Origin of the sequence: Streptomyces sp. NPDC126499, assembly GCF_040302485.1 — a bacterium.
Lineage (GTDB): Bacteria > Actinomycetota > Actinomycetes > Streptomycetales > Streptomycetaceae > Streptomyces.
In genome coordinates, this window is record NZ_JBEOUO010000001.1 from 83,229 (window position 1) to 107,901 (window position 24,673).

Annotated in this window: 26 protein-coding genes and 1 pseudogene; 14 read left to right on the forward strand and 13 right to left on the reverse strand. The window is 71.5% G+C overall.

Going from position 1 to position 24,673, the window contains the following annotated elements:
• Window positions 1-59: 59 nt before the first annotated feature.
• Window positions 60-392, reverse strand: coding sequence for a DUF6401 family natural product biosynthesis protein (locus tag ABTZ91_RS00475; protein ID WP_352074872.1), 333 nt, complete (start codon window positions 390-392; stop codon window positions 60-62).
• A 29-nt stretch (window positions 393-421) separates the two neighbouring features.
• Complete coding sequence (locus ABTZ91_RS00480; protein ID WP_352074873.1) at window positions 422-1,999, reverse strand: MFS transporter; 1,578 nt, start codon at window positions 1,997-1,999, stop codon at window positions 422-424.
• Window positions 2,000-2,099: 100 nt separating this feature from the next.
• Between ABTZ91_RS00480 and ABTZ91_RS00485 the strand changes: the two genes are divergently transcribed.
• Window positions 2,100-2,606 (forward strand): helix-turn-helix domain-containing protein, encoded by a 507-nt coding sequence (locus ABTZ91_RS00485; RefSeq protein ID WP_352074874.1) that lies wholly within the window; start codon window positions 2,100-2,102, stop codon window positions 2,604-2,606.
• Window positions 2,607-2,821: 215 nt separating this feature from the next.
• Here ABTZ91_RS00485 and ABTZ91_RS00490 read toward each other — a convergent pair whose 3' ends face one another.
• The gene (locus tag ABTZ91_RS00490) at window positions 2,822-3,487 is read right to left on the reverse strand and encodes a DUF4097 family beta strand repeat-containing protein (protein ID WP_352074875.1); all 666 of its coding nucleotides are present in this window, start codon (window positions 3,485-3,487) and stop codon (window positions 2,822-2,824) included.
• Window positions 3,488-3,735: 248 nt separating this feature from the next.
• Between ABTZ91_RS00490 and ABTZ91_RS00495 the strand changes: the two genes are divergently transcribed.
• On the forward strand, window positions 3,736-4,470 hold the full coding sequence (locus ABTZ91_RS00495; RefSeq protein WP_352074876.1) for a helix-turn-helix domain-containing protein: 735 nt from the start codon (window positions 3,736-3,738) through the stop codon (window positions 4,468-4,470).
• Here the strand turns inward: ABTZ91_RS00495 and ABTZ91_RS00500 are convergent.
• A complete protein-coding gene (locus ABTZ91_RS00500; RefSeq protein WP_352075263.1) occupies window positions 4,467-5,066 on the reverse strand; it encodes an ABATE domain-containing protein in 600 nt (199 codons plus the stop codon). The genes ABTZ91_RS00495 and ABTZ91_RS00500 overlap by 4 nt on opposite strands.
• Before the next feature lie 36 nt (window positions 5,067-5,102).
• Between ABTZ91_RS00500 and ABTZ91_RS00505 the strand changes: the two genes are divergently transcribed.
• From ABTZ91_RS00505 to ABTZ91_RS00520, 4 genes are all read left to right on the forward strand, one after another.
• Complete coding sequence (locus ABTZ91_RS00505; RefSeq protein WP_352074877.1) at window positions 5,103-5,555, forward strand: VOC family protein; 453 nt, start codon at window positions 5,103-5,105, stop codon at window positions 5,553-5,555.
• Window positions 5,556-5,627: 72 nt separating this feature from the next.
• Window positions 5,628-6,599 carry a HEAT repeat domain-containing protein gene (locus ABTZ91_RS00510; protein WP_352074878.1) on the forward strand — a complete coding sequence of 324 codons (972 nt, stop codon included), beginning with the start codon at window positions 5,628-5,630 and terminating at the stop codon, window positions 6,597-6,599.
• A 190-nt stretch (window positions 6,600-6,789) separates the two neighbouring features.
• Window positions 6,790-7,440, forward strand: a complete 651-nt coding sequence (locus ABTZ91_RS00515) for an RNA polymerase sigma factor (protein ID WP_407077880.1) — start codon at window positions 6,790-6,792, stop codon at window positions 7,438-7,440.
• Complete coding sequence (locus tag ABTZ91_RS00520) at window positions 7,437-8,441, forward strand: CU044_5270 family protein (protein WP_352074879.1); 1,005 nt, start codon at window positions 7,437-7,439, stop codon at window positions 8,439-8,441. Before ABTZ91_RS00515 ends, ABTZ91_RS00520 begins: the two co-directional genes overlap by 4 nt.
• 13 nt (window positions 8,442-8,454) lie before the next feature.
• Here ABTZ91_RS00520 and ABTZ91_RS00525 read toward each other — a convergent pair whose 3' ends face one another.
• A complete protein-coding gene (locus ABTZ91_RS00525) occupies window positions 8,455-9,288 on the reverse strand; it encodes an aminotransferase class IV family protein (RefSeq protein ID WP_352074880.1) in 834 nt (277 codons plus the stop codon).
• Window positions 9,289-9,353: 65 nt separating this feature from the next.
• On the opposite strand from ABTZ91_RS00525, the gene ABTZ91_RS00530 reads away from it, so the two are divergent.
• Window positions 9,354-9,704 carry a MerR family transcriptional regulator gene (locus tag ABTZ91_RS00530; RefSeq protein ID WP_352074881.1) on the forward strand — a complete coding sequence of 117 codons (351 nt, stop codon included), beginning with the start codon at window positions 9,354-9,356 and terminating at the stop codon, window positions 9,702-9,704.
• Here the strand turns inward: ABTZ91_RS00530 and ABTZ91_RS00535 are convergent.
• The 4 genes from ABTZ91_RS00535 to ABTZ91_RS00550 all read right to left on the reverse strand — a co-directional run bounded on the left by ABTZ91_RS00535 (window position 9,680) and on the right by ABTZ91_RS00550 (window position 12,493).
• On the reverse strand, window positions 9,680-10,198 hold the full coding sequence (locus tag ABTZ91_RS00535) for a DUF1203 domain-containing protein (protein WP_352074882.1): 519 nt from the start codon (window positions 10,196-10,198) through the stop codon (window positions 9,680-9,682). The genes ABTZ91_RS00530 and ABTZ91_RS00535 overlap by 25 nt on opposite strands.
• A gap of 85 nt (window positions 10,199-10,283) precedes the next feature.
• Window positions 10,284-11,396, reverse strand: coding sequence for a hypothetical protein (locus tag ABTZ91_RS00540; protein ID WP_352074883.1), 1,113 nt, complete (start codon window positions 11,394-11,396; stop codon window positions 10,284-10,286).
• 42 nt (window positions 11,397-11,438) lie between these two features.
• Entirely contained in the window at window positions 11,439-11,630 is a 192-nt protein-coding gene (locus ABTZ91_RS00545; RefSeq protein ID WP_352074884.1) for a DUF397 domain-containing protein, read from the reverse strand.
• The gene (locus ABTZ91_RS00550) at window positions 11,627-12,493 is read right to left on the reverse strand and encodes a helix-turn-helix transcriptional regulator (RefSeq protein ID WP_352074885.1); all 867 of its coding nucleotides are present in this window, start codon (window positions 12,491-12,493) and stop codon (window positions 11,627-11,629) included. The genes ABTZ91_RS00545 and ABTZ91_RS00550 overlap by 4 nt, the downstream gene beginning before the upstream one ends.
• 142 nt (window positions 12,494-12,635) lie before the next feature.
• On the opposite strand from ABTZ91_RS00550, the gene ABTZ91_RS00555 reads away from it, so the two are divergent.
• The 5 genes from ABTZ91_RS00555 (at window position 12,636) to ABTZ91_RS00575 (ending at window position 17,956) form a co-directional block, all read left to right on the forward strand.
• On the forward strand, window positions 12,636-13,088 hold the full coding sequence (locus tag ABTZ91_RS00555; protein WP_352074886.1) for an ATP-binding protein: 453 nt from the start codon (window positions 12,636-12,638) through the stop codon (window positions 13,086-13,088).
• Between the two features lie 226 nt (window positions 13,089-13,314).
• Window positions 13,315-14,277, forward strand: a complete 963-nt coding sequence (locus ABTZ91_RS00560; RefSeq protein WP_352074887.1) for a helix-turn-helix domain-containing protein — start codon at window positions 13,315-13,317, stop codon at window positions 14,275-14,277.
• A gap of 10 nt (window positions 14,278-14,287) precedes the next feature.
• Window positions 14,288-14,893: a Uma2 family endonuclease gene (locus ABTZ91_RS00565; RefSeq protein ID WP_407077872.1), complete on the forward strand. Its 606-nt coding sequence runs from the start codon at window positions 14,288-14,290 to the stop codon at window positions 14,891-14,893.
• A 200-nt stretch (window positions 14,894-15,093) separates the two neighbouring features.
• Window positions 15,094-16,326, forward strand: a complete 1,233-nt coding sequence (locus tag ABTZ91_RS00570) for a serine hydrolase domain-containing protein (RefSeq protein ID WP_352074889.1) — start codon at window positions 15,094-15,096, stop codon at window positions 16,324-16,326.
• 310 nt (window positions 16,327-16,636) lie between these two features.
• Complete coding sequence (locus ABTZ91_RS00575; protein ID WP_352074890.1) at window positions 16,637-17,956, forward strand: M28 family metallopeptidase; 1,320 nt, start codon at window positions 16,637-16,639, stop codon at window positions 17,954-17,956.
• Between the two features lie 94 nt (window positions 17,957-18,050).
• Here the strand turns inward: ABTZ91_RS00575 and ABTZ91_RS00580 are convergent, their stop codons facing one another.
• A complete protein-coding gene (locus tag ABTZ91_RS00580; RefSeq protein WP_352074891.1) occupies window positions 18,051-19,244 on the reverse strand; it encodes a sigma-E factor regulatory protein RseB domain-containing protein in 1,194 nt (397 codons plus the stop codon).
• A 272-nt stretch (window positions 19,245-19,516) separates the two neighbouring features.
• Between ABTZ91_RS00580 and ABTZ91_RS00585 the strand changes: the two are divergent.
• Window positions 19,517-19,612 (forward strand): annotated as a pseudogene (locus ABTZ91_RS00585) (IS5/IS1182 family transposase); the annotation flags it as partial.
• 745 nt (window positions 19,613-20,357) lie between these two features.
• Here ABTZ91_RS00585 and ABTZ91_RS00590 read toward each other — a convergent pair.
• From ABTZ91_RS00590 to ABTZ91_RS00600, 3 genes are read right to left on the reverse strand one after another with little or no spacing between them, the layout of a single operon-like run.
• A complete protein-coding gene (locus tag ABTZ91_RS00590; RefSeq protein WP_352074892.1) occupies window positions 20,358-20,777 on the reverse strand; it encodes a hypothetical protein in 420 nt (139 codons plus the stop codon).
• A 58-nt stretch (window positions 20,778-20,835) separates the two neighbouring features.
• Window positions 20,836-21,249, reverse strand: a complete 414-nt coding sequence (locus ABTZ91_RS00595) for a VOC family protein (protein ID WP_352074893.1) — start codon at window positions 21,247-21,249, stop codon at window positions 20,836-20,838.
• Between the two features lie 48 nt (window positions 21,250-21,297).
• Window positions 21,298-22,308, reverse strand: a complete 1,011-nt coding sequence (locus tag ABTZ91_RS00600; RefSeq protein ID WP_352074894.1) for a polyprenyl synthetase family protein — start codon at window positions 22,306-22,308, stop codon at window positions 21,298-21,300.
• Window positions 22,309-22,617: 309 nt separating this feature from the next.
• Here ABTZ91_RS00600 and ABTZ91_RS00605 point away from each other — a divergent pair, with 309 nt between their 5' ends.
• Entirely contained in the window at window positions 22,618-24,621 is a 2,004-nt protein-coding gene (locus tag ABTZ91_RS00605; RefSeq protein ID WP_352074895.1) for a CocE/NonD family hydrolase, read from the forward strand.
• Window positions 24,622-24,673 lie beyond the last annotated feature (52 nt).

Here is a 24,673-nt window from a genome sequence, read left to right on the forward strand (position 1 = left end):
CCCCATGGGACTGCCGGCGCCGGACCCGATGCCGAGGGGACGGGCCGCCCGGTGGCGGCTCAGGCCCCCAGCAGGTCGTACTCGCGGATCAGCCAGCAGACGGCGGTCAGGCGCAGGGTGGCGAAGTCGTGGGCGACGGGCTCGACCCAGTCGACCTCGGCGAGCCAGTCGGTGAAGCCGAGCACGTAGTCGGCGAGTTCCTCGCGGCGGACGGTCCGGGGTCCGGGGATCCGGTCGCGCGGACCGCGCTGCGCGGGGATGAGCGCGTCGCACACGGCCGCCGCGTGCTGATCGACGGCGGCCACCAGCCCCGGCTCGAAGGAGAACTCCGAGAGCCGGGGCATGTACGTGGCGGCGACACCGACCAGGGGGCAGTCGGGCGAATCGTTCATCCCTCCACATTAGGCGCGGAGGGCGCCGTTCAGGCCGTGAGCTTGGTCGCAGCTCCGGGTGCCTCGCCCCCGGCGGCCGCCGCGGTGTCCGGGAGACCGGCGGTGTCCGGAAGACCGGCCGGGCCCTGCGCCGGGGTCTTCGCCCGTACCCCCGTCGCCGTGATCACCGCACCCAGCGCCACCATCACCAGCGGTACGGCGAGCGCCGCCCGGAAGCCGTCGAGGCCGCCGCCCGCGATCCCGTACACCGCCGTCACCGCCGCGACGCCCACGGCCGAACCGAACTGGGTGGCCGTGGTGAGCAGTCCGCTCGCCAGCCCCTGCTCCTCCTCCGCCACACCGTCCGTACCGGCGATGGTCAGCGGCCCGTAGGCGAGGCTGAAGGCCAGGCCGGTGAGCAGCAGGGCCGGGAACATCGCCGCGTACGACCAGTTCGGGCCGACCGGCAGGAACAGCGCGTACGCCAGGACGGCGAGGAGGAAGCCGCCGAGGATCACCCGGGCGTTGCCGTACCGCGCCACGAGCCGCGGCGTCAGCGTCGGCGCGAGCACCGCGTCGCAGCCGATCACCAGCAGGGCGAGGGCGGTCTGGAGCGAGGACCAGCCGCGCAGCTCCTGGAGGAAGAGGGTCGCGACGAACTGGAAGCCGAAGAAGGCGCCGACGAAGAGCAGCGCACCGAGGTCGGCGCGGACGAGCGGGGCGCTGCGCAGCAGGCCGAGGCGGACGAGCGGGGCGGCGGCCCGGCGTTCGACGGCGACGAAGAGCGCGGCGAGGAGCAGCCCGGCGGCCAGGGCCCCGGCGGTGACGGGCCAGCCGGTGAGGCCGTGCTCAAGGCGGACGATCGCGTACGAGAGCAGGAGCATCGCCCCGGCGGCGGTGAGCGCGCCGGGCAGGTCGAAGCCGCCCCGTGCGGCCCCGGCCGGCCCCCGGTCGAAGCCGCCCCGTGCGGCCCCGGCCGGCTCCCGGTCGTGCCGGGCGGCGGGCTCGGCGGAGGAGGAGGCAAGGTCACCGCCAGCGGGCCCGTCGTAGCCGGCGGCCCCGTGCGGCTCCTCGCGCGGGATCAGCCGGAACGCGGCGGGCAGGAGCACCGCGGCCAGGAGGACCGGGGCGAAGAAGACCCAGCGCCAGCCGCCGGCCGTGGTGAGCAGCCCGCCGACGACGAGGCCGAGCGAGAAGCCACCGGCGGCGGTGCCGGCGAAGACCAGGAGCGCCTTGTTGCGTTCGGGTCCCTCCGCGTAGGAGGTGGTGATGATCGACATCGCGGCCGGGGTCATGAAGGCGGCGGCGACACCGGTGACGAAGCGGGCCACGACCAGCATCCAGCCCTCCTCCGCGAAGCCGCCGAGGCCGGAGAAGAGGAGGAAGACGGTGAGCCAGCCGAGGAACATCCGGCGGCGGCCGAGGAGGTCGGCGGCCCGGCCGCCGAGCAGGGTGAAACCGGCGTAGCCGAGGACGTAGGCGGACATCACCCAGGCGGCGGTGCCGGTGGTGAGGTCGAGGTCGGCGCGGATCGTGGGCAGGGCGACGGCGAGCATGGCGACGTCGATGCCTTCGAGGAAGATCGTTCCGCAGAGGACGAAAAGCAGGCTCCAGGCGCGTAAGGACACAACTGTCTCCAGAGCAAGGGAGGTTGGGGAGAGGGTGGTTACGGAGAAGATGACGGTTCTCTCTTGTAACCACCTGCATCCTGCGGGAGCATCGGGTGCCATGGAAGAAGGCACTTCGAAGTCACCGAGTCACTGCGCGGGTACCGAGGTGAGCTCCCCGGACACGGATCCCTTCCAGTGGGACACCCGGGAGGACTGCGAGGTACGGCAGATCCTCGACCGGGTCGCGGACAAGTGGTCGCTGCTCGTCATCGCCCTGCTCGACCAACGCACGCTGCGCTTCACGGAGTTGCGCCGGGAGATCGACGGCATCAGCCAGCGCATGCTGACCGTGACGCTGCGCCAGCTGGAGCGCGACGGCCTGGTCAAGCGGACGGTGCACCCGGTGGTGCCGCCGCGCGTGGAGTACGAACTGACGCCGCTGGGCGGGACCTTGCACACCACGATCCGTTCGCTGGTGACCTGGACCGAGCAGCACCAGAGGGAGATCGCGGCGGCCCGGGAGGCGTACGACGCGCGCGAGGCGGCCGCCGCGAAGGAGGCGGCCGCCGCGCAGGAGGTACGGGAGGCAGTGCCGGTGCGGCGCGGCGCGCCCGCGTTCGGCTGAGCACCGCCGCCCACTTCAGCCGAACCCGGCGTCAGCCGGACACCGCCCCGACGAGGTTCCGCGTGGCCTTCGGGAACGGCTCGGCCAGGGACATGCCCGCGTCGTCGACGCGGTTCAGGGCCTTCCGCAGCTCGGGTCGGCCTGCCGGCCGTCGGTGTGGGCGTGGACGTGGATGTCGGACAGGGCGGTGCGCTCCTTGACGGGAGGGTGGGCGTTCAGAGGCTGCGGGCGGTGATGTCGCCGTACGAGGTGGTCGCGTGGACGGCCAGGTCGGCGGCGCCGTCGCTCTTCAGGGAGTTGCTGACCCGGCCGTAGCCGGTGCCGGCGTCCAGGGAGGCGGAGACGCCGGCGGCGGCGCCGACGGTGATGTCACCCTTGTCGGTGCGCAGGGTGACGGTGCCGCGCACGGCCTCGTCGACGCGGATGTCGCCGTGCGCGGTGCTGATCTCGGCCGGGCCGCCGAGCCGGCCGATCGTGATGTCGCCCTCGACCGCGGTGAGCCGGACGCTCGCGGCCTCGTCGATCTTGATGTGGTGGTAGGCACCCTCGAAGGCCACGTCGCCGAGGCGCCCGACGCCGCGCAGCTCGGCGGCGGCCGCCTTGCCCTCGACGGTCGAGCCGGCGGGCAGCTGGACGGTGACCTCGACGGCTCCGGAGGTGCCGATGAGCCGGTGCTTCGGCTCGGGGGCCTCGATGCGCAGGACGCCGTCGGTGCAGGTGACCGCGATCTGCTCGGCGGCCTTCACGTCGCGGCTCTTGGAGGCGTCGGCGGGCAGGATCTCGACCGTGGTGTCGGTGCGGTCGGCGGCGATGAACCGGAGGCGTCCGGCGGGAACGGCGAGGACGGCGGCGACCGGGGCGGGGGTCTGGAACTTCTGCATGATGCTGCTCTCCTGTGGTGTGTGGTGCTCGGCGTCAGGCGTCGTTTCCGACAATAGAAACGCTACGTTGCGTTCGCGTTCCCGGCAACACCACCGTTGCACAAGAAACACATCACCCCAGGTCGCGGCCCACAATTCGTTGCAACGTCCCTGTCGATAACGCAACGCTCCGAGCGTAATCAATTGCAATGAATTGAGCGTGAACGCTATGCTGAGCGGGCACCTGAGGAACCATGAAGGAGACCGCGATGCCGGGAGGCAGACTCACCCAGGCCGAGCGCCAGCAGATCGCCCTGGGACTGGCCGACGGCCTCGCCTACGCGGAGATCGCCCGCCGCCTCGACCGTCCGACCTCGACCGTCACCCGCGAGGTGATGCGCAACGGCGGACCGACCTCCTACCGCGCCGATCTCGCCCACCGAGCGACCGAACGCCGCGCCCAGCGGCGCAGGCAGGCCGCGCCCCGGGGGACGCAGGCGCCTCCGCCGGCATACGGGCGCGACCCCGAGGCCGTGCGCGCGTACGAGGAGCTGTTCACCACCGTCATGATGGCGTCGGGCATGCCGAAGATGATGGCCCGCGTGATGGCCTGCCTCACCCTGACCGACTCGGGCAGCCTCACCGCGGCCGAACTCGTCCAGCGCCTTCAGGTCAGCCCGGCGTCCGTCTCCAAGGCCGTCACGTTCCTCGACAGCCAGGGCATGGTCCGTCGCGAGCGCGACGAACGCCGCCGCGAGCGCTACATCGTGGACGACGACATCTGGTACCGGTCGATGATGGCCAGCGCGAAGGCGATCGCCCAGGTCGTCGAGACCGCCCGCCAGGGCGTCGGCGTCCTGGGCGCCGGCACCCCGGCCGCCGTGCGCATGGAGAACGTCGCCCGCTTCCTCGACTTCGTCTCGGAGAGCACCGCCCGCGCCGCCGAACAGGCCCGCGAGATCCTCCACACCAAGCCGGAGTCGACGACCGCCGACGAGGACTAACCGCTGCCGGTCTCCTCCTGGGTACGGGCCCGGTGCGCCCGGACCTTGTGCCGGTTTCCGCACCGTTCCATGGAGCACCAGCGGCGGCGCCCCGGGCGGGAGGTGTCGACGAAGAGCAGGGCGCAGTTGTCGGCGCCGCAGACGCGGACCCGGTCGGCGTACGGGCCGGTGAACAGTTCCACGGCGTCCCGGGCGACCGTCCCGAGCAGCCCGGTCCCGGTCGCGCCGGGCGCCCACGCGCGCGTGCCGTCGGGGACGATCCGGGTCACCAACGGGGGCAGGGCGGCGGCCTTGTTGACGATGCCGAGGTCCTCGGGCGCGAGCGCCCGTCCCTCGGCGCGGGCGAGCCCGAGCCGCCACAGGGCGTCGCGGGTCTCCCGTACGGCGAGGAGTTCGGCCGGCGTGACCGCCAGCTCGCGGTCGAGGCCGCCGGGCGCGAGGCGGCAGTCGCGCACCCAGCCGAGCAGCCCCTCGACCCGGTCGAGCACCTCGTACCGCGCGGCGACCGGTCCCGGGCCACCGGTCAGCAGCAACTCCAGGCACAGGGCTCCGGCGTCGAACGAGAAGACGCGGCCGTCGAGATGACGCAGGGTCATGGGCTTTCCGGTCACGTAACCAGTATAAAGAGTTACATGACCGCACTGCACTGGAAGCTCGTCATCGACGCGTCCGACCCGCACGCCCAGGCCGCCTTCTGGGCCGCCGCGCTCGGCTACCGGCAGGAGGACCACAGCGCCTTCATCGGCCGCCTCCTCGACGCGGGCGCCGCCCCGCCCGAGGCCACCGTCACCGTCGACGGCCGCCTCGCCTGGCGCGACCTGGCCGCCGTACGCCACCCCGAGGAGCCCTACGACCCGAACAGCGACGCCGGCCTGGGCCACCGCATCCTCTTCCAGCGCGTCCCCGAGCCGAAGACCGTCAAGAACCGCGTCCACCTCGACGTCCACACGGCCCCGGGCACCCGCACCGCCGAGGTCGCCCGCCTGGAAGCGCTGGGAGCGACGGTGCTGCGGGAGGTCGCGGAGCAGGGCGGGTCGTGGACGGTGATGGGGGACCCGGAGGGGAACGAGTTCTGCGTGCAGTGAGCGGGGAGAGGCGCACGGGCGGTGCCCGGGACCGCGGACCCGCAGCCCGGAGCGGCCGTACCATCGGGCCGCATGGCCACCTTCGTGCACCTCACGCCCGCCGCCCTCGCCGCCCGGATACGCCGGGGCGGCGTGCGGGCCGGCAATGGCCGGTCCGGGCGCGGGGTGTACCTGTTCCCGGTGCTCCCCTCCTACACGCTCACCCACCAGTGGCTGCGTGAGCTCGCCCGGCGTCCGGGGTCACGCGGCCTGGTCGCCGTGCACGTACGGCTGCCTGACGGGGAGCCCGTGACCGTCGGGCGCTACAACGACCGGGAACCGGCCCGGACGACGGCCGCCGAGGCGGTCCGGCGGATCGGGGCGCTGGACGACGCCCGCGGCTGGGAGGTCTTCCTGCCGCGGGCGGTCGCGCGGGCCGAGGTACGGCAGATACGGTCGGTCCACCAGGTCACCGGCTGGCGGTACTTCCCCGACGCGCACGGGGTCGCACCCTGCACGTGCGACGGCTGCCGGGTCCGCGGCGAGTACGGCTCGCGCCGCCTGCGGTCCCGCCGCCCGCACCCCCTGGACGGCCCGCCGCCCCCGCCGCGGGTCCTGCTGGCCCGCCTGGAGCGGGCGATGGCCCGGGACGACACCGCGTCCCTGCGCGAGACCCTGCAGAGCTACGGGCTCCGCCGCCGCGGCCCCCTCCTCCGCCTCCTCCCGCTCGCCGCCCACCCGGACCCCGCCGTCCGCACGGCCCTCGCGACGGCGGTGGCCCGCTGGTCGACACCCGGAGTGGACGCGCTTCTGGGGGAGTTGGCAGCCGCCCCCGAACCCGACGTACGCCGCTCGGTGACCGAGCACCTGGCCTACCGCCCGACCCCCGAGGCGGCGAGCCTCCTGGCGGCCCTGTCCACCGACCCCTCCCCAGCGGTCCGCGAGGCGGTCGTCGAGGGCCTGGCCCACCGCGAGACCCCCGAGGCCGCCGCCGCCCTGGCCCGGCTGGCGGCCGACCCGGACCCGGACGTGCGGGAGGCGGTGGCGGTGTTCGGCGACGAGTGAGTCGCGCAACGGCTTCGGAGCACGGCTTCGGAGCCACCGCTGAGCCTCCGTGTCACCAGGCGATCGGCCGGTCCGCCGACGCCTGACGTGCTCTTCCGTGACCGGCCGCCGGGACGGCTGGGCCCCGTTTCCGTCGATCTCTGTCATGGTCGGGAGAAAAGTGGAACCGGTGGGGACCTGCGGACACTTGCTGGGTGTGGAGTCCCCCTTGAATGAACGGATCCGCTCCGGCGATCGGGCGGCGTTCGCCGAGATCTTCGACGCGCACGCGCGCGCCGTCTACGCCCATGCCGTCCGGACGAGCGGCGACCGGGCTCTCGCCGAGGACGTCATGTCCCTCACCTTTCTGGAGGCGTGGCGGTTACGCGACAAACTGCGCGACGAGGTCGGCAATGTCCGGGCATGGCTGCTGGGCATCGCGACCAACGTGCTGCGCAACACCGCCCGAGCCGCCCGCCGGCATCGAGAGGCGATGGCCCGTCTGCCGCCACCCGAGGCGTCGCCCGACTTTTCCGACGAGGTGGTCGGGCAGATGGCCGACGCCCAGCGGCTGGCCGCCGTGGCCCGTGCGCTGCGGCGCCTGAGACGGACCGAGCGCGAGGTCTTCACGCTGGTCGTCTGGTCCGGTCTGGGCTACGCGGCGGCGGCCGAAGCGATGGGAATCCCCATCGGCACCGTGCGCTCCCGGCTCTCGCGGGCCAGGGAGAAGCTGCGCGGGCTCGTGGAGGCGGAGTTGGCGGAACAGCCGCCGCGTCGGGTGGAACCGGAGACCGGCGGCGGACACATACCCGGCGGCGGGGCGGCCGCGGCCCGCGCTTCCCACAGGAGGGGGACACGATGAATCCGGCGCAGCGAGAACAGGCCGAGCGACTGCAGGCGAGCCGGGTGCTGCCGCCGCCCGTCCACCCGGAGCCGGCACCCGACCGCTTCGAGGCCCGCCGCCGCCACCTGCTGAACGAGATCGACCGGCAGACACGAGCCCGGCCCACCGCCCACCCGGCATCACGACCGAGGCGGCGCCTGGCGCTGGTCCTGGGCACGACCGTGGCCGTCGGTGCGACCGTCGCCGTTCTCGGCCTCGGCTCCGGACCCACCGGCGCTCCGCCCCACGTGCCGTCCGCCTCGGCGGCGTCCGTCCAGCTGTTGGAGAGGGCTGCTCTGGCCGCCGGTACGACGGTGCCGGCGAAGGTACGTGCCGGCCAGTACGCGTACGTCAAGACGGTCGGTCACACGTCGGTGCTGTCCGAGAACGAGGACGGCCGGACGGAGCTCCTGCGCCGGAACGAGGGCATGGAGCAGTGGACATCGGTGGACGGCAGCGAACGCACGCTCCAGCGCAGGAACGGCAAGGACACCTTGCTGCCGCACACCCCGGGCAGAGGAAATCTGAACGCACCCACGTACGACTTCCTGGCCGCCCTGCCGACCGATCCCGAGGCTCTGCTGAAGCGGATCCGCGACGACGCCGAGAAGAACCACGGCGCCGGTTCGGACTCCACAACGGGACCGGACCAGGAAGCCTTCGTCACGATCGGCGACCTTCTGCGCAACGGGGTCACTCCCCCCGCGACCGCTGCCGCGCTCTACCGCGCCGCCGCTCTCGTCCCCGGAGTCGATGTCGTCCCCGATGCCGTGGACGCCGCAGGACGCCACGGCGTCGCCGTGGCCCGGGTGCACGACGGCGAACGCACCGAGTGGATCTTCGACAAGAACACGGCCCGCTTGCTGGGCGAGCGCACGGTCCTCCTCAGGGACGGCGCCTGGGGCAAGGCCGGCACCACGGTCACCTCCGTCGCCCTCGTCAGCAGGGGCATCGTCGACGAGGCCGGGCAGTACCCGTAGCGACCCCGGCCCCTCACGGCGCCACCCACGCCTCCGTCTCGTACGCGTCGTGCAACAGGCGCAGGAAGTCCGGGGCCGGGGGCAGGGTGACGGGGCCCAGGCGGTGGACGGGGATGCCCGGGGTCCAGGAGTTCATGACGGCGGCGCCCGCGAGGGCGGGCAGGTCGGACGGGGTGATCGGGGTGGTGCGCTGGGGGACGCCCAGGGCGGTGAGGCGGCGGCGGACGGCGGACATCGTCGTGCCGGTCAGCATCGCGGCCTGGGGCCACAGCACCGAAGTGCCGTCCCAGAACACCAGGTTCCAGATCGTGGCCTCGCTCAGCCGCCCCTCGCCGTCCAGGAACGCGGCGTCGTCGAAGCCGTCGGCGACCGCGCGGCGCAGCAGGAGCGTCTTGGCGATCTCGCCGACGTGCTTCACCTCGGGCAGCACGCGCTCGTGCGGGACGAGCGCCAGGGCGAGCGGCCCCTCGGGCCCGGTGGCGGGCGGGCCGGTGCGGACGAGGAGGCGCGGGGCGGCGGAGGGGTGGGCCCGTGCGGTGAACTCGCCTTCCGGGGAGTACACGGTGACCGTCACCGAGACGTCCGCGGGGCCCGCCGCCAGCGCCGTACGCAGCCGGCCGCGCACCTCCTCGTCGGGCACGGCCCGCCCGAAGAGGGTGAGCGACGCGGCCCGCAGGCGCTCCAGGTGCAGGTCGAGGCCCCGGATCCGCCGGTCCCGTACCTGCGCCGCCGTGAAGTGGGCGTACCCGGCGAAGGCGAGCGGCGCCAGGTCGGCGGCGGTGGCGGGGCGGCCGTCCAGTTCGGTGACGTAGGGGGAGGCAGAGATCGGTGTGGAATCAGCGCTCATGCGCGGGACGTTAAGCCTTGACACCGGTGGAAAGGTCAAGGCCCGCACACGGCGAGGAGGCGCAGTTGCTGATCGGGGAGTTGTCACGGCGTACGGGCGTCAGCGCGCGGTCCCTGCGCTACTACGAGGCCCAGGGCCTGCTCACCGCCCGCCGTGGCGCCAACGGCTACCGGGAGTACGACGAGGACGCGGTCCTCACCGTGCGCCAGGTGCGCGCCCTGCTGGGCGCCGGGCTGTCCACGGACGTGATCCGTGACGTGCTGCCGTGCGCCCGCGGCGAGCGCCCGGAGATCGAGCTCTGCGTCGATCTCCAAGAGGTCCTCGGGCAGGAGCTGATGGTCAAGGACGAGCTCATCGACGACCTCCGGCGCGAACGTGACGCCCTCGCCGGCTACCTGGGGCGCCGCACCTCGTAGTGGAAGCAGCCGTACTCCACGGCCCGTACGTGCACGAGGACGACCGCCGGGTCCGCGAAGGCCTCCGCGAACGCCTGGCCGAAGCCCTCGGTCGGCTCCTCGGGGATCTCCAGGAGCCGCCCGCCGACGATCCAGCCGCGCTCGTCGTAACGGCGCAGGGTGCGCAGCGCGCCCGGCCGGTCGAAGGGGTACGCCTTCGGGTCCGGGTCCGGACCCGCGCAGTCCCCGGCCCCGGCGTGGATGAAGACCGGCCCCTGTTCGTCGTACGCCCCCGGCTCCGCGCCGGTCTCCGCCGCCCAGCGGCGCAGCGGCGCGTACGAGACGAGCGCGACCCGCTCGCCTTCCTCCAGTGGCCGCAGGCAGCAGCGCAAGGGGCTCCCGACCGGGTCGCCGGTCGCCGTGAACGGTACGCAGGGCCGCCCCGCGTCATCGGTCCGGCGGAGCTCGGCGAGGGCGGCGGGCGGGATGGGCCGTGCGGTGTAGGTGGTGGTCATGGAGCCAGCCTCACGCGCGCGCGTGGCCGGCGCTGGCGCTTTTCGGACCTCGCGCTCGCCGCCCGCCCGCGCGGCGGCCGGACCTTCAGAGGCGGCGCAGCACCTGCGCCTGGGCGCGTTCCACCGAGGCCCGGCCGTGGACGTGGACGAGGGCCAGGTGGAAGAGGGACGGGGCGACGGGGGCCCAGCTGTGCAGGCGCTCGGGGTCGAGCAGGAAGCGGGTGACGTCGGCGGTGCGGAAGGGCACGTACTCGATCCGCTGGTGTTCCCAGCGGTCCGCCACGCCCCGGCTCATCCGCTCGCGCAGGCCCTCGCCGGTCAGCTCCTTCAGCCGGGCGTAGAAGTGGGCGCACCACTGGCGCCGTTCGACGTCGAGGGCGAAGGCGAGCAGCTCCAGCGTGTACTCGTGGGGCTCGACGGCCAGTTCCTCGCGCATGCCCCGGCGGGCGACGGCGTGCAGGTCGGGGGCGTTGCGTCCGGCGGAGTCGATGTGCCGGGACAGGCCCTCGTTGACGGAGGAGTTCCAGACGCCGGATCCGGTCCGCACCCGGTTGCTGCGGCGGGTGACGACCAGGAGGTGGTCGGCGGTGACCACGGCGACGTTGGCGCCGAAGCTGCACTGGAGGAAGGCGGGCGCGGCGAGCGGGTCGGCCGGGTCGAGCCAGCGGCCGCGCGGGGTCGTGCCGTCGGGGAAGCGGCGGTCGAGCTGCTGGGCGGCGAGGAAGGTGTAGTAGTCGGTGGGGCGCAACCGCAGGTGCACCTCGGGCCGTTCGTCGAGGGCCGTACGGGAGACCTCCAGGGACTCGACCGCGTACCGCGGCCCGTTCCACACGGGCGCCCGCTCGCCGGAGTCCGCGGCCCGCGCCTCCTCCGCCTCGATCTCGTCGCGCCAGGCCGCCATCTCCTCCGGCAGCCGCACCTCCTGATCCAGCACCTGCACGTGCACGGACTCGGGGGCGATGGCCCGGTCGCCGTCGCCCTCGACGAGCAGCGCGGAGGTCTGCAGCGGCCCGAGCGAGAACGTCGACCACGCGACCGGTCCGCCGTCCCGGCCCCGCCGGTACGTGAGGCTGCGCACGGCCCCGGCCGAACGGCGCCGTATGCGGAACCACACGTCCTGCGTCCACTGCTGGAAGAGGGTCGCGAACACCACGCCCAGGATCGCGCCGACGATGCCGTTGCCGAGGTCTATGTCCACGCGGAGCAGCGTAAGTCAGCGCCGGGCGCTGCCCACTCGCCCCTACTCCCCGGACGCGTGCGCCACGAATCCGGCCCAGGCGCCCGGGCCGAAGGCGAGGCGGGGGCCGTCGCTGTTCTTGGAGTCGCGGACGTGGACGGTGCCGGGGGTGGCGGCGACCTCGACGCAGTCTTCGCCGTTCGAGCTGCTGCTGTAGCTGCTCTTGAACCACTCCAGCTCGGGCTTGCGAATCATGTCTCTCCCAGCAGTCGTTCGATAAAGGACCGCGACTCCCCCGGGGTGAGAGCCTGAGCCCGGATGATGCCATAGCGCAGCTCCAAGATCCGGAGCCTTCTGGGGTCGGACACCGGGCGACCGTTGAAGTCGCCGTCGGAACGCCCTACGGCTGTGCCGTCCCCGAACTTCAAAATCTCGATCAGCCCGCCCGTACCGGGATGGTCAGCCCGCTCGGTCGGCATCACCTGGATCTCGACGTTGGGCAACTCACCCACCTCCAAGAGACGTTCAAGCTGACGCCGCAGCACCATTCTCCCCCCAATGGGTCGCCGCAGCGTCGCCTCTTCCTGAACGAAGCTGAGCTCGGGCCCCGGAGACCTCTCGAAGATCGACTGGCGCGCCATACGTGCTGCGAGGAGCCGTTCGAGGTCCTCCGGCCCGTACGCGGGACGCCAGGTGCGAAGCAACGCCTGCGCGAACTCCCTGTTCTGCAGAAGGCCGTGGATGTTGATGGTGCTGTACAGGCAGAACTCGACCGCCCGCGCCTCCAGTTTCTTCAGATCACGCACCTTCTTCGGGTAGCGGACCTCCTCAACGTCCTTCTTCATCGCCGAGACCAGCCCGGCCGCCCCCACCGCCTCGTCCACCTTGTCCAGGAACTCCGGTCGCGGGATACGAGCTCCTCGCTCGACCTTCCGGATCAGATCCTCGCCGTAGCCGATCCGGTCCCCGAGTTCCGTCGCCCGAAGGCCCTTCGCCTCCCGCCACAGCTTGATCTGGCGGCCCACCGTAGCCACGACCGCCGCGCCCGACTCATCGCCTGGCTCGACCTCCCAGCCGGAGTCCTCACTACCCGTACCGTCCACACCGTTCACGCTCATGCGCGCCCACCTCCTTGCGGCCTGCCCTACCCGGAGCGTCGCGCGGGACAGTCGGGACACGACCGGACAGTCTCGGGACAGTCACCGTACGTAAGGGCCTGTTCGATGGGCAGCGTAAGCACGTCCCGCCACTCTGAGTGACATGAATCAGGGACCCACCCAACTATTGGCAGATGTACGCCAATTCGGAATCCAGCTCTCCGCAACCCCGCGCGGCGCCCGGCTCGCCCGGCTGCTCGCGGTGGAACAGTTGCGCTCCTGGGAGCTGGAAGCGGTGGCGGAGCCGGCCGCGCAGATCGTGGCCGAGCTGGCCGCGAACGCCGTGACGCACGGGCGCGTGCCGGGCCGGGACTTCCGGCTCGCCCTGCTGGCGACGGAAGCCGCCCTCCGCATCGAGGTGACCGACACACGGGGTGACCGGCTCCCGGTGATCCACCGCCCCGGCGGGTCGGCCGAGTCGGGGCGCGGGCTGCTGCTCGTCGAGGCCATCGCGGGGAGCTGGGGCGTGCGGCCGGGGCCCGTGCCCCGCAAGACGGTCTGGGCCGAGGTGCCCCTGCCGCGAGCGACCGCGTCGCAGGCGTACGCGACGCGGTGACCTGGGACGTAAAAGAGAGAAGTACCGGGGCAAGTACCCACCCGACCCCTCCAGCCTCCCCCGGAGCGCCCGTCACTCACTTGGGTGACATGCGCCAACTGGGCTGGATTTGAGGCGGGTTGCCTGGCATATGCTCACGCCGCAACCACCAGACATGCGTCGGCCCTCGGCCGGGACTAGCGATCCCGATCGAGGGCCTGACCACCGAGGAAGCGACACCTTCCCGATGGCTTCGACTCACCCTAGCGCGCGTCGGCGCGCCTCCGGGCTCATTCACCGAAACGTCCGCCACACGACCGGCTACACGGTCGTCGGCAACCACCTCGCCCGGCACCGCGAACTCTCGCTCGTCGCGCGGGGCCTGGCGCTCTACCTCCAGTCGCTGACCGCCGGGGCGCCCGTCGGCATCAAGGACATCGCCGCCGTGGTTCCCGAGAGCGAGCTGAGGGTCGCCAAGGCCATGCGGGAGCTGGAAGCCCATGGCTACCTGGTCCGTTACCGGGAACGCCTGCCCAACGGGCGGATCATGCACCGCACGGTCTCGTACAACCGCCCGGTGGATGAATCGGGGCCACCAGAGGTGACGCCACCGGACGACACACCTCCGGGCGAGATGCCCCCGGACGGCGGGCGTCTGGACGACACGCCTCCGGACGACACGCCTCCGCCTCCTCCGCCGAAGCGCCCCCAGCACCCCCAGCACGCGCCGCGCCCGCAGCGCCCCCAGCGCCCGGCGCCGCCGTCACCCCAGCCGCCCCAACCGCCTCAGCCGCCCCGACCGGCCTCCTCGGCCCCACCATCCCCGCCGCCCCCGGCCTCCCCGCCCCCGCTCGCCGAGCGGCACCGGCCCGCCGCCGCCGTCCTCGCGAGCCTGCACCGCCATGAACCCCGACTCCTCCTCTCCGAACGCGACATCCTGCGGCTCGCGCCGGAGCTCACCACCTGGCTCGAACGGGGAGCCCGCCCGGACGCTGTGCTGCGCACGCTGGCCGCCTGCCTTCCCGACGACCTCGTCCACCCGGCCGGCCTCCTGGCGCACCGCCTCAGGGTCCTCCTCCCGCCTCCCCTCCCTGCCAGGCCCCCGACCCCCGACCCCCTCCAGACCTGCGACTCCTGCGACCGCGCCTTCCGGTCGCCACACCCGGGGCGCTGCCGCGACTGCCGCCCAGCCGAGAGAGAGGCCGCCTAGCATGAAGCTGATGACTCGGGCCCCAGGGCACACACGAGGAGCCAGCGCGATGACGACCGTCTCCCCCCTCTACCGGACCATGCGCGAAGCCCTGGACCGTCTGGACGACACCGTGCCGGGCAAGTTCGAGATCACCAAAGAAGGAATCGTTCACGACATGATGGCGCCAGGAGGCCCCCACGAGCTGACCGTCCTGCGGGTGCGCAAGCGCCTGGAAAAGGTGATGCCGGAGGAGCTCGCAGCCCATACAGGTGAGCCCGATGTCGCGGACGACACCCAGGGCGTCATGCGGCACCCTGACGTGATGGTCATCGCCGAGGCCGACATGGAGGTCGAGTTCTCCTTCGACCCCCGTACCCTCCTCGCCGCCATCGAGGTCGTCTCCCGCTCGAACCCGGACAACGACTGGGTCGGCAAGCTCCGCGACTATCCCCTCCTCGGCGTCCCCGTCTACGCGATCTTCGATCCCCGGACGGGCTCCGGCGCGGTCTTCTCCGACATCCACGCCACCCCCGAGGGGCCGCGCTACGCGACCCGTAAGGACTTCTTCTACGGCGAGGACGTCACCATCGCCGAATGGACGATCTCCACCGACGGCCTGCCCCGCTACCCGTAGCCCACACCTTCACTTTTACCTCATTGCAACGACCGCAAGGCTTTCATTGCATTCAGTCGCACGCGCGTTGCAACACTTTCGCTTCGCTGACCAGCATAATCGCCGCCACTACGCCGCTCTGGCCGTTGCCAGCATCGTGAACGCAATGTAGCTTCCTCCTCGTTCACAGATTCGCGAACAACGAACGGGCGGGGACACACATGAGCGGCACCACCACCGGCGGCTTCTCCGAGGCCGGACTGCGCAGGATCCGTGACGTGCTCGCGCGGCACGTCGACTCCGGGAAGATCCCGGGGGTCGTCGCCCTCGTCAGCCGTGGCGACGAGACGCACGTCGAGGCGATCGGCACCATGCGCCACGACGGCGGCCCGGCCATGAGCCGGGACACGATCTTCCGGATGGCCTCGACGTCCAAGCCGGTCGGCGTCTCGGCGGCGATGGTCCTGCTCGACGAGTGCCGGCTGCGGCTCGACGACCCGGTGGACCCGTGGCTGCCCGAACTCGCCGACCGGCAGGTGCTGCGGCGGGTGGACGGACCGCTGGACGACACCGTGCCGGCGCGGCAGCCGATCACCGTACGGGACGTGCTGACCTCCACGTTCGGGCTCGGCATGGACCTGACCTCGCTCGGCACCCCGATCATGAACGCGGTCTTCGAGCAGGGGCTCACGCCCAACCTGCCGGAGCCGATGCCCGAGCCGGACGAGTGGATGCGCCGCCTCGGCACGCTGCCGCTGATGCACCAGCCCGGCGCGCGCTGGCAGTACCACATCGCCGCCGACCTCCTCGGCGTCCTCGTCGCCAGGGTCTCCGGGCAGTCGTACGAGTCGTTCCTGCGCGAGCGCGTCTTCGGGCCCCTGGGCATGAAGGACACCGGCTTCCACGTGCCGGAGGACAAGATCGACCGGCTGCCTCCCCTCTACGCCCCCGATCCCGCGACCGGCGAGTTCCACGTCTGGGACGAGGCGAAGGGCGGCCGGCACAGCGCGCCGCCGGCGTTCCAGGGCGGGGGCGGCGGGCTGGTCTCCACCGTCGACGACTACCACGCCTACTTCCGGATGCTGCTGAACCAGGGCACGCACGGCACCGAGCGGATCCTGTCCCGGCCCGCCGTCCGGCTGATGACCACCAACCGCCTCTCCCCCGAGCAGCAGGCCGCCCGGCACGCGATGGCCGTCGACAACGTCCACATCTCCTTCGGGCAGGGTCAGCACGGTGGCTGGGGCTTCGGGATGGCGGTACGCACGTACCGCGGGGACTACGCGCCGCTCGGTCAGTTCGGCTGGGACGGCGGAAGCGGAACCTCGACCTACGCCGACCCGGAGAACGGACTCACCGGCATCCTGCTCACCCAGGTCGGCACGTCCGTCCCGGACCCGGCGCGGCTCGTCCACGACTTCTGGACGACGGTCTACCAGGCCATCGACGACTGAAGACGACCGGCTCCGCCAACTCCTCGGTCAGGAGCGTTCGCTGAGCGAACACTCCTGACCGAAATCTGCTCTTGACGGCAAGTGAAACTCTCACTGAACATTCGTCACACAAACCGCAGCCACTCAGCCGCGCGTTCGCACAGCTCGTCACGCACAGCTCGTCTGCACCGCACAGCTCGTCTGCACAGTTCGTCACGCACAGCACGTCCTGCACAGTTCGTCCCGCACAGCTCCAACGCCTCGCGCCACCCACGACGCGAGGCGCTCGTACGTTCCGTCCCATCCCCAGTTCGGAATCCGGAGCCCCCACATGAAACTCTCCGTGAGACTGTCCGCCCTCGCGGGCGCCTCGGCCCTCGTGCTCGGCGCCTTCGCGGGCGCCGCACCGGCCACCGCCGCCGCGGGCAACACCGCCTCGGGCACCGCCGCCGCCGCGCCCGACATCTCCCTGACCAACGTCAAGCAGCACCTGACCGACCTCCAGTCGATCGCCACGAACAACGGCGGCAACCGCGCCCACGGCCGGCCCGGCTACAAGGCGTCCATCGACTTCGTGAAGGCCAAGCTGGACGCCGCCGGGTACACCACCGCGGTCCAGCAGTTCTCGTACAACGGCACCACCGGCTACAACCTGATCGCGGACTGGCCGGGCGGCGACCCGAACCAGGTGATCATGGCCGGTTCGCACCTCGACTCGGTCAGCTCGGGGCCGGGCATCAACGACAACGGCTCCGGCTCGGCCGCGATTCTCGAGACGGCCCTCGCCGTCTCCCGGGCCGGGTACCAGCCCACCAAGCACCTGCGCTTCGGCTGGTGGGGCGCGGAGGAGCTCGGTCTCGTCGGCTCCAAGTACTACGTCAACAACCTGCCGACCACCGAGCGTTCAAAGCTCAAGGGCTATCTGAACTTCGACATGATCGGCTCGCCGAACCCGGGCTACTTCGTCTACGACGACGACCCGACGATCGAGAAGACCTTCAAGGACTACTTCGCCGGCCTCGGCGTGCCGACCGAGATCGAGACCGAGGGCGACGGCCGCTCCGACCACGCCTCGTTCAAGAACGTGGGCATCCCCGTCGGCGGTCTGTTCACCGGCGCCAGCCGGACGAAGACCTCCGCCCAGGTGCAGAAGTGGGGCGGCACGACCACGGCCTTCGACCGCTGCTACCACTCGTCCTGCGACACCACGTCGAACATCAACGACACCGCCCTGGACCGCAACAGCGACGCCATCGCGCACGCGGTCTGGACCCTGTCGGCCGGTACGACGACCCCGCCGACCGGCAAGGTCTTCGAGAACACGGCGGACGTCTCCATCCCGGACAACGGCGCCGCGGTCTCGTCCTCGGTCACCGTCTCCGGCATCACCGGCAACGCGCCGAGCAACCTCGCCGTCGGCGTGGACATCGTCCACCCCTACAAGGGTGACCTGATCGTCGACCTGATCGCGCCTGACGGCTCGGTCTACAACCTGCACAACCGCTCCGGCGGCAGCGCCGACAACATCGTCCAGACCTTCACGGTCAACGCCTCCACCGAGGTCGCCAACGGCACCTGGCAGCTGCGCGCCCAGGACCGGGCCTCGGCCGACGTCGGCTACATCAACGGCTTCAAGCTGACCTTCCCGTAAGCGCGGACGGAGAAGGTTCCCGCGAAAAGCTCCCGGGCGGGTCGGTGACGATCGCCCCGACCCGCCCGGGGTCCCAACATCCGCTTGCTGACCGCTACTTGCCGGAGTTCGCCGCGTTCACGAGCGCGTCCGGGGTCACCGCGCCGACGTAGACCTTGCCGTCGTCCGTCATCAGCGCGTTGACCAGCTTCGTCTTGAAGACGGTGCCGGAGCCGAACTTCCCGCTGACCTTGTCGCCGAAGGAGTCCAGGAAGCCCTGGACCTCCTTCGGCGCCTCGTCCGTCTTGGGGGCCGGAGCACCGGTGTCCAGCTTCGCGATGGCGGTCCAGCCCTCGCCGATGACGTTCAGGCCGTGGCCGTCCTTCCCGCCCTTGCCGCCCTCGGCGCCCATGTCGCCGAACAGCCCTTCCAGACCCGGGGGAAGCTCGCCGTGCTTCCCGGGCGCCGTCCCGGGCGCCGCCTCGTCGGCCGCCTTGTCCGCCGCGCCCTCCGTCACCTTCGCGCCCTTCGGGGCCTTGAAGTCGAAGGTCGAGGCGGCCGGCTTGGCGAAGTCCACCTTGGTGAAGCCCGCGTCGACGACCGGCTTGCCGCCGCTGGTCGAGGCGAGGGTGAACTTCAGCGGAGTGCCGGTGGCCGAGTCCACCGCGATCTTGACCGACTCGACCGTCGAGCCGGACTGCTTGGGCTTGATCACCAGCTGGTACGCGTCACGGCCGGCCACCTTCGCGGTGCCGCCGACGGTGATCGACGTGGTGTCGCCCGCCGCCTTCAGGACCTCGTCCGCGAGCTCCTTCGGGGTGCCGGGGAGCTCCTTCTCCGGCGTACCGGCCGGGCCGTCCGCCTTCTCGTGGAAGACCTCGTCGGACTTGCTGTCGTACGCCCAGACGTCGTTGCCGTTGTGGATCAGGCTGTACTCGTCCGAGCCGTCGAGCAGCGTCAGCTTCTGCCGGTCCGGCCCGTCGGCCGCCACGCGCAGCGTGTGCGTGCCGGAGACCAGCTCGGTCAGCCTGGCCGAGGGGTCGGCGGAGGACGACGAGGAGCCCGACGGGACGAGGCCAGCGAAGGACGGCAGCCCCAGGTCGGTGCTGATCTTGAACGTGCCGGACAGCGTCTGCGTCTCCGAGGCGGCGATCTTCTCGATGAGCTGCTGCGCGGTGATCTCCGGCAGATCCGGGTCACCGGCCGCCGCCAGCGCCGGGACGAGCCCGATGGTGGCCGCGGCGACACCCGCCACCGCGACGGGGACGACGTAACGGCTCGCCTTGCGACGGGTTTCGTTCGTTGCCATGGTCTGCGCTACCTCCGTGGTCGATGTCCCCATCTCACCAAGGCGGCACCACGAAATCGTCAGCCCCCGGGATCAACCTCGCGTACGCCTACGGGATGACGTGCCCCTAGTGACCCCTAGCCCGTACGGCTACCGCGCCGACCGCAGCGTCCTATCGCGTGGTGCGCCGTGTGAGGCCGGCCTACGACGTCGGATCGGCACCCCGGAGCGCGTCGTTTGCCGGTGGCTTGGACGGTCTGGCGGACGAACCCGACCTTGCGACGTTGGCTCCCTGGAGGATCCTCCGCAACTGCCGCTTGAAAGGCGACGGCGTCCACCACGTCGTGCTCGGCATCACCCGCCTACACAACCTCACCCTGACCGGATAGCGCATCTACGCCAACGACCGATGAGGAGCACGTCCGAGATCACGTGCAAGACAGCCCTTCGTTACACCATGTTCAAGACACCGCCGCGGCCGGCGCGACGATTTGATGAGGAGCAGGACGTGGGAAGTCTTTTGAGAAGTGTCTCCGGGGTCCGCTGGGGAGATTTGCGGGACGCGACGGGCGCCGCGGCCAGCGATATTCCCTCTCTGCTGTCCCGGATCGCATAGGGGGATGAGGACACGGCCCGCATCGCCATCGATGATCTGAGCGATGCCATCTGTGCGCTGGGGTTCGTCGTTGGCGAGGCGACAGCTCCTATGGCCGTTCCTTCTTGAACTGGTCGGGTCTCCTACTTGCAAGGCCGTGTTGTTAGACCTTCTGGGAAGTATCTGCCGGACCGACCAGTGGCACTCCGCCGCCGCAGCGACGCAGGACCGCAAGCACGACTCGAGCTACCGGCGGCAACCTGGTTGGGAGGCAGCCTCAAGGACAGCCGTGTACGCAGGCCGGTCAGCCATCGAGGGCGTTGCCTTCTCCATGCGGCCAGAAGAGGCGACGCCTGCTCGGAAGCTGTTGCAGGTGATGGACGACACCCCGCCGTTCCCGGAGCTATGAGCGGTCGTTGCGGAACAGCCCTCAGTGCCGTCCCGGCGCTCTGAAACCCCACCACAGATCACACCTGATGGAGACTCACATGCAGGAAAGGCAGGCGGTGATCGAGAAGCGCACCCGGACGCCTACCAGATCAAGCCTCGCAGTCGGCTTTCGCGCGCGCGAGGACGGCAGTAGCCTCACGAACGGCCCCGATGAGCGCGCACTTCTCCTGGTTGACTTGTGAAATCTTCCCGCCCGCCAAACCGTATGCCCTTTCGTAATCGACCCAGGATTCATAAACGATTCGCAGGCCCTCCGAATGTGCGCGGCCCACAGCGAACTTCTGGCCAAGCGTCAGAGCGGGTTCCCGGTGCCCCATCCACAACTCAATTCGGGCTTTGGTGGCAACGAACTCCGCAACAACCTCGATGACGTCGTTGCCGATCATGTTGCTACCCATCATCTGAACAGCAAGATTGACCGTCGTGGAAGCCGTGGGGCGCCGCAAATTCTCGGGTGCTTCCCAGTTCGGCGACTGGCCCTTGAGGGACTCCCAACCCTCATCTGACACGACTAGAGCCTCCTCTGCGGGTGGGGAGATCATCGCGGAGACACCGTGGGAATGGCCTCTACTCCTCGCGCTCCGGCCAGACCGGCCCCTGCTCCGTCCAGACGACGCCCCTGTTGCGGCAGAGGCAGAAGGGGTGGCCGATGGGGTCGGTGTAGACGCGCCAGCCGTAGCCCTCGGGGCCGATGCAGTCCCGCTGCAGGGTCGCGCCGAGGTCCAGGACGCGGCGCTGTTCGGCCTCGATGTCGTCGACCTCGAAGTCCAGGTGGAACTGCTTGGGGTGCTCGCCGTCGGGCCACTGCGGGGCGCGGTAGTCCTCCACGCGGATGAAGGCCAGCTCGATCTGGTCGAGCCGGATGCCGGCCCAGTTCTCGTCACTGCCCTTCTTGACCGGCAGCCCGACGACCTCGGAGTAGAAGGCCGCCAGCTTCATCGTGTCCGGGCAGTCGATGATGAAGTCGGTGAGTCGAAGCATTCCGCGATCTTGCCACAGGATCACAGGAGCCGGGCGTAATAATCGGCCCTAGCCCGCGCGGTGCACCACCGCGTCGCACAGCTCCTCCAGGGCCGCCTTCGCGTAGCCCTCGGGCAGCGGGGCCAGCATGGCGCGGGCCTCCTCCGCGTAGCGGAGGGTGTCGCGGCGGGCCTGCTCGAGGGCGGGGTGGGCGCGCAGGCGGCGCAGGGCCTCGGCGTGGCGGTCGTCGTCGGTGAGGTCGCCGTCGACGAGGGCGAGGAGCTCCAGGTCCTCGGGGCGGCCGTGGGCGGCCGCGGCGGCCCGCAGGTAGAGGACGGGCAGGGTGGGGACGCCCTCGCGGAGGTCGGTGCCGGGCGTCTTGCCGGACTCGTGGGAGTCGGAGGCGATGTCGAGGACGTCGTCGGCCAGCTGGAAGGCGACGCCGAGCCGCTCACCGTACTGGGTGAGGATGTCGACGACGCTCTCGTCGGCGCCGGCCATCATCGCGCCGAAGCGGCAGGACACGGCGACGAGCGAGCCGGTCTTGCCGGCGAGGACGTCGAGGTAGTGCGCGACCGGGTCGCGGCCCTCCTGGGGGCCGGCCGTCTCCAGGATCTGGCCGGTGACGAGCCGTTCGAACGCCTCCGACTGGATCCGCACGGCTTCCGGTCCGAGGTCCGCGAGCGTGTGCGAGGCGCGGGCGAAGAGGAAGTCACCCGTGAGGACGGCGAGCGAGTTGCCCCAGCGGGTGTTCGCGCTGGGCACCCCGCGCCGTACGGTCGCCTCGTCCATGACGTCGTCGTGGTAGAGCGTGGCCAGGTGCGTCAGCTCGACGACCACGGCCGAGGGCACGACACCCGGCGCGTACGGGTCGCCGAACTGCGCGGCGAGCATCACCAGCAGCGGCCGGAACCGCTTGCCGCCGGCGAGCACCAGGTGCTGGGCGGCCTCCGTGATGAACGGCACGTCGCTCTTGGTGGCGTCGAGGAGGCCGGCCTCCACGGCGGCCAAACCGGTCTGGACATCGGCTTCGAGAGCCTGGTCCCGCACGCTAAGACCGAACGGCCCGACGACGGTCACGAGGGGATCTCCTGTCTGCTGACGCCTGCTGACGCTGCCTGTCGCGTCCGACACTGTCCACGCTGTCCGCGCTGTCAGACGCTGCCTGTGCTGCCTGTGCTGCTGCCTGTCGTGGCCGGACCGCACGCCGTCGATCACTCGGATTGTCGATGTGTCGGTCCATTCACTCAAGCCAGCGTATCCGGTCACGTTTCGATCACCGTGGGCGCCTTCCCGTCACCCCCGGTATGTTCGTGATCAGCTCATACGACCGGTGGTAGGCGTTTTGTCCCGAACATCGTTCGACGCGGCGGCCAGCGAGGTGACCCGATGCCGAGGATCCGTACCGACTTCCCGTACGAGACCCGCCACGAGGACCTCCGCATCCCCATGCCCGACGGAACCCTGCTCCACGCGCGCGCGTGGCGGCCGCTGACCGACGAACCGGTCCCCGCCCTCCTGGAGTACGCGCCCCACCGCCTCACCGACGCGACCGCGCCCCGCGACCAGCAGCGCCACCCCTGGTACGCGGGCCACGGCTACGCCTCCGTACGGGTCGACGTGCGCGGCCACGGGAACAGCGAGGGCCTGCCGGGCGACGCGTACGACCCGACCGAGCTCGCCGACGGCGTGGCCGTCATCCACTGGCTGGCCGCGCAGCCGTGGTGCACGGGCCGGGTCGGCATGTTCGGCATCGGCTGGGGCGCCTCGAACGCGCTCCGGATCGCCGCGCTCGCCCCGCTCGCCCCCGAGCCGCTGAAGGCGGTCGTCCTCGTCGGCGCGACGGACGACCGCTACGACGGCGACGTCCACTACCGGGGCGGTTCCGTCCTCGCCGCCGGACTGCCCGCCCGGTCCGCGACCCTGCTCGCCTTCGCCTGCCGGCCGCCGGACCCGCGCCACGCGGGCGAGGGGTGGCGCGAGCTGTGGCTGGAGCGCCTGGGGGTAGTGGAACCGCTCGTCCACACCTGGCTCGCCCACCAGACCCGCGACGCCTATTGGCGGCGCGACAGCGTCCGCGAGGACCCCACCGCCACCAGGGCCGCCGTGCTCGCCGTCGGCGGCTGGCACGACCCGTACCGGGACACCGTCCTCCGGCTCGTCGAGCACCTGCCCGCCGACCGGGTGCGGGGCGTCATCGGTCCCTGGCCGCACCAGTACCCCGACCGCGGCCTGCCGCCCGGCCCGGCGATCGGCTTCCTCCAGGAGAGCCTGCGCTGGTGGGACCACCACCTCAAGGGCGTGGAGAACGGTGTGATGGCCGAGCCGCTGCTGCGCTCCTGGATCAGCGGATCGCACCCGCCGGCCACGGTGTACGAGGAACTGCCGGGCCGCTGGGTCGCCGCCCCCGCCTGGCCCTCCCCGCACGTCACCCCCGTCACGTACGGACTCCAGGGCGACCCGGTGGTCGTCGCCTCGCCCCCGTGGACCGGCCTGGACGCGGGCGCCCTCGTCCCGTACGGCAACGACGCCGACCTGCCGCCCGACCAGCGCGCCGAGGACGCCCACTCGGCCTGCTTCGACTTCGCCGTGCCGGCGGACGGTCCGGCGATCGAGATCCTGGGACGGCCGTCCGCGCACCTCCGCCTGACGGCGCACGCCCCGAGCGGCCAGGTGATCGCCCGCCTCTGCGACGTCGCCCCGGACGGGTCCTCCACGCTCGTCACCCGGGGCGTGCTCAACCTCTCCCGGGTCGTCGGGGCGCTGACCGGCCGGACGGAGTCGTACGCCATCGAGCTGTACGGCACCGGCCACGCCTTCCCGCCCGGCCACCGGGTCCGGCTCGCCGTCTCCTCCGCGTACTGGCCCTGGGTCTGGCCCCGGCCCGACGCCGCCGGCTTCACCCTGGACCCGGCCGGCTCCACCCTCACCCTCCCGGTCCGCGACCCGGCCGGTGACGCGGGGGCCGTCGCCGTCGCGTTCGACGAACCTGAGCAGTCCGAGCCGCTCGGCGCCGGCGTCCCGGGCACCCTGGAGGAGCCGCGCCCGGAGCGGCTTGTGGTCCGGGACGTCGCCAGGGGCGAGTGGCGGCTGGAGGTGGACCCGCGCCACGGCGGCACGCGGGTCTTCCCGGACGGCCTTGAGTACACCGAGGACGCCCTCGACACGTACACGATCGACGCGTCCGGCCCGCTGTCCGCCCGTACGCGCTCGGACCGGACGATCCGGCTGCACCGCCTGGAAATGGCCTGGGACGTGACGATCGATACGAGATCGGAGATCTCGTGCGACGCGGACGCGTTCCTCACCTCCGACGAGGTGATCTGCACGGAGGGCGGGGAGATCGTCTTCCACCGGACGTGGGAGAAACGCATTCCGCGTACGGTCGAGTGAATTCCCCCTCGCTCTTCCGGTGTACGGAAAGCGAACGGGCCCGCATTCCGTC

What these genes read in the sequence shown, in the direction of transcription:
- ABTZ91_RS00475 (WP_352074872.1), bottom strand. Translation starts at nt 392, where the DNA reads ATGAACGATTCGCCCGACTGCCCCCTGGTCGGTGTCGCCGCCACGTAC.
- ABTZ91_RS00485 (WP_352074874.1), top strand. Translation starts at nt 2,100, where the DNA reads ATGGAAGAAGGCACTTCGAAGTCACCGAGTCACTGCGCGGGTACCGAG.
- ABTZ91_RS00490 (WP_352074875.1), bottom strand. Translation starts at nt 3,487, where the DNA reads ATGCAGAAGTTCCAGACCCCCGCCCCGGTCGCCGCCGTCCTCGCCGTT.
- ABTZ91_RS00495 (WP_352074876.1), top strand. Translation starts at nt 3,736, where the DNA reads ATGCCGGGAGGCAGACTCACCCAGGCCGAGCGCCAGCAGATCGCCCTG.
- ABTZ91_RS00500 (WP_352075263.1), bottom strand. Translation starts at nt 5,066, where the DNA reads ATGACCCTGCGTCATCTCGACGGCCGCGTCTTCTCGTTCGACGCCGGA.
- ABTZ91_RS00505 (WP_352074877.1), top strand. Translation starts at nt 5,103, where the DNA reads ATGACCGCACTGCACTGGAAGCTCGTCATCGACGCGTCCGACCCGCAC.
- ABTZ91_RS00510 (WP_352074878.1), top strand. Translation starts at nt 5,628, where the DNA reads ATGGCCACCTTCGTGCACCTCACGCCCGCCGCCCTCGCCGCCCGGATA.
- ABTZ91_RS00520 (WP_352074879.1), top strand. Translation starts at nt 7,437, where the DNA reads ATGAATCCGGCGCAGCGAGAACAGGCCGAGCGACTGCAGGCGAGCCGG.
- ABTZ91_RS00525 (WP_352074880.1), bottom strand. Translation starts at nt 9,288, where the DNA reads ATGAGCGCTGATTCCACACCGATCTCTGCCTCCCCCTACGTCACCGAA.
- ABTZ91_RS00535 (WP_352074882.1), bottom strand. Translation starts at nt 10,198, where the DNA reads ATGACCACCACCTACACCGCACGGCCCATCCCGCCCGCCGCCCTCGCC.
- ABTZ91_RS00545 (WP_352074884.1), bottom strand. Translation starts at nt 11,630, where the DNA reads ATGATTCGCAAGCCCGAGCTGGAGTGGTTCAAGAGCAGCTACAGCAGC.
- ABTZ91_RS00550 (WP_352074885.1), bottom strand. Translation starts at nt 12,493, where the DNA reads ATGAGCGTGAACGGTGTGGACGGTACGGGTAGTGAGGACTCCGGCTGG.
- ABTZ91_RS00555 (WP_352074886.1), top strand. Translation starts at nt 12,636, where the DNA reads ATGAATCAGGGACCCACCCAACTATTGGCAGATGTACGCCAATTCGGA.
- ABTZ91_RS00560 (WP_352074887.1), top strand. Translation starts at nt 13,315, where the DNA reads ATGGCTTCGACTCACCCTAGCGCGCGTCGGCGCGCCTCCGGGCTCATT.
- ABTZ91_RS00565 (WP_407077872.1), top strand. Translation starts at nt 14,288, where the DNA reads ATGACTCGGGCCCCAGGGCACACACGAGGAGCCAGCGCGATGACGACC.
- ABTZ91_RS00570 (WP_352074889.1), top strand. Translation starts at nt 15,094, where the DNA reads ATGAGCGGCACCACCACCGGCGGCTTCTCCGAGGCCGGACTGCGCAGG.
- ABTZ91_RS00575 (WP_352074890.1), top strand. Translation starts at nt 16,637, where the DNA reads ATGAAACTCTCCGTGAGACTGTCCGCCCTCGCGGGCGCCTCGGCCCTC.
- ABTZ91_RS00580 (WP_352074891.1), bottom strand. Translation starts at nt 19,244, where the DNA reads ATGGCAACGAACGAAACCCGTCGCAAGGCGAGCCGTTACGTCGTCCCC.
- ABTZ91_RS00595 (WP_352074893.1), bottom strand. Translation starts at nt 21,249, where the DNA reads ATGCTTCGACTCACCGACTTCATCATCGACTGCCCGGACACGATGAAG.
- ABTZ91_RS00605 (WP_352074895.1), top strand. Translation starts at nt 22,618, where the DNA reads ATGCCGAGGATCCGTACCGACTTCCCGTACGAGACCCGCCACGAGGAC.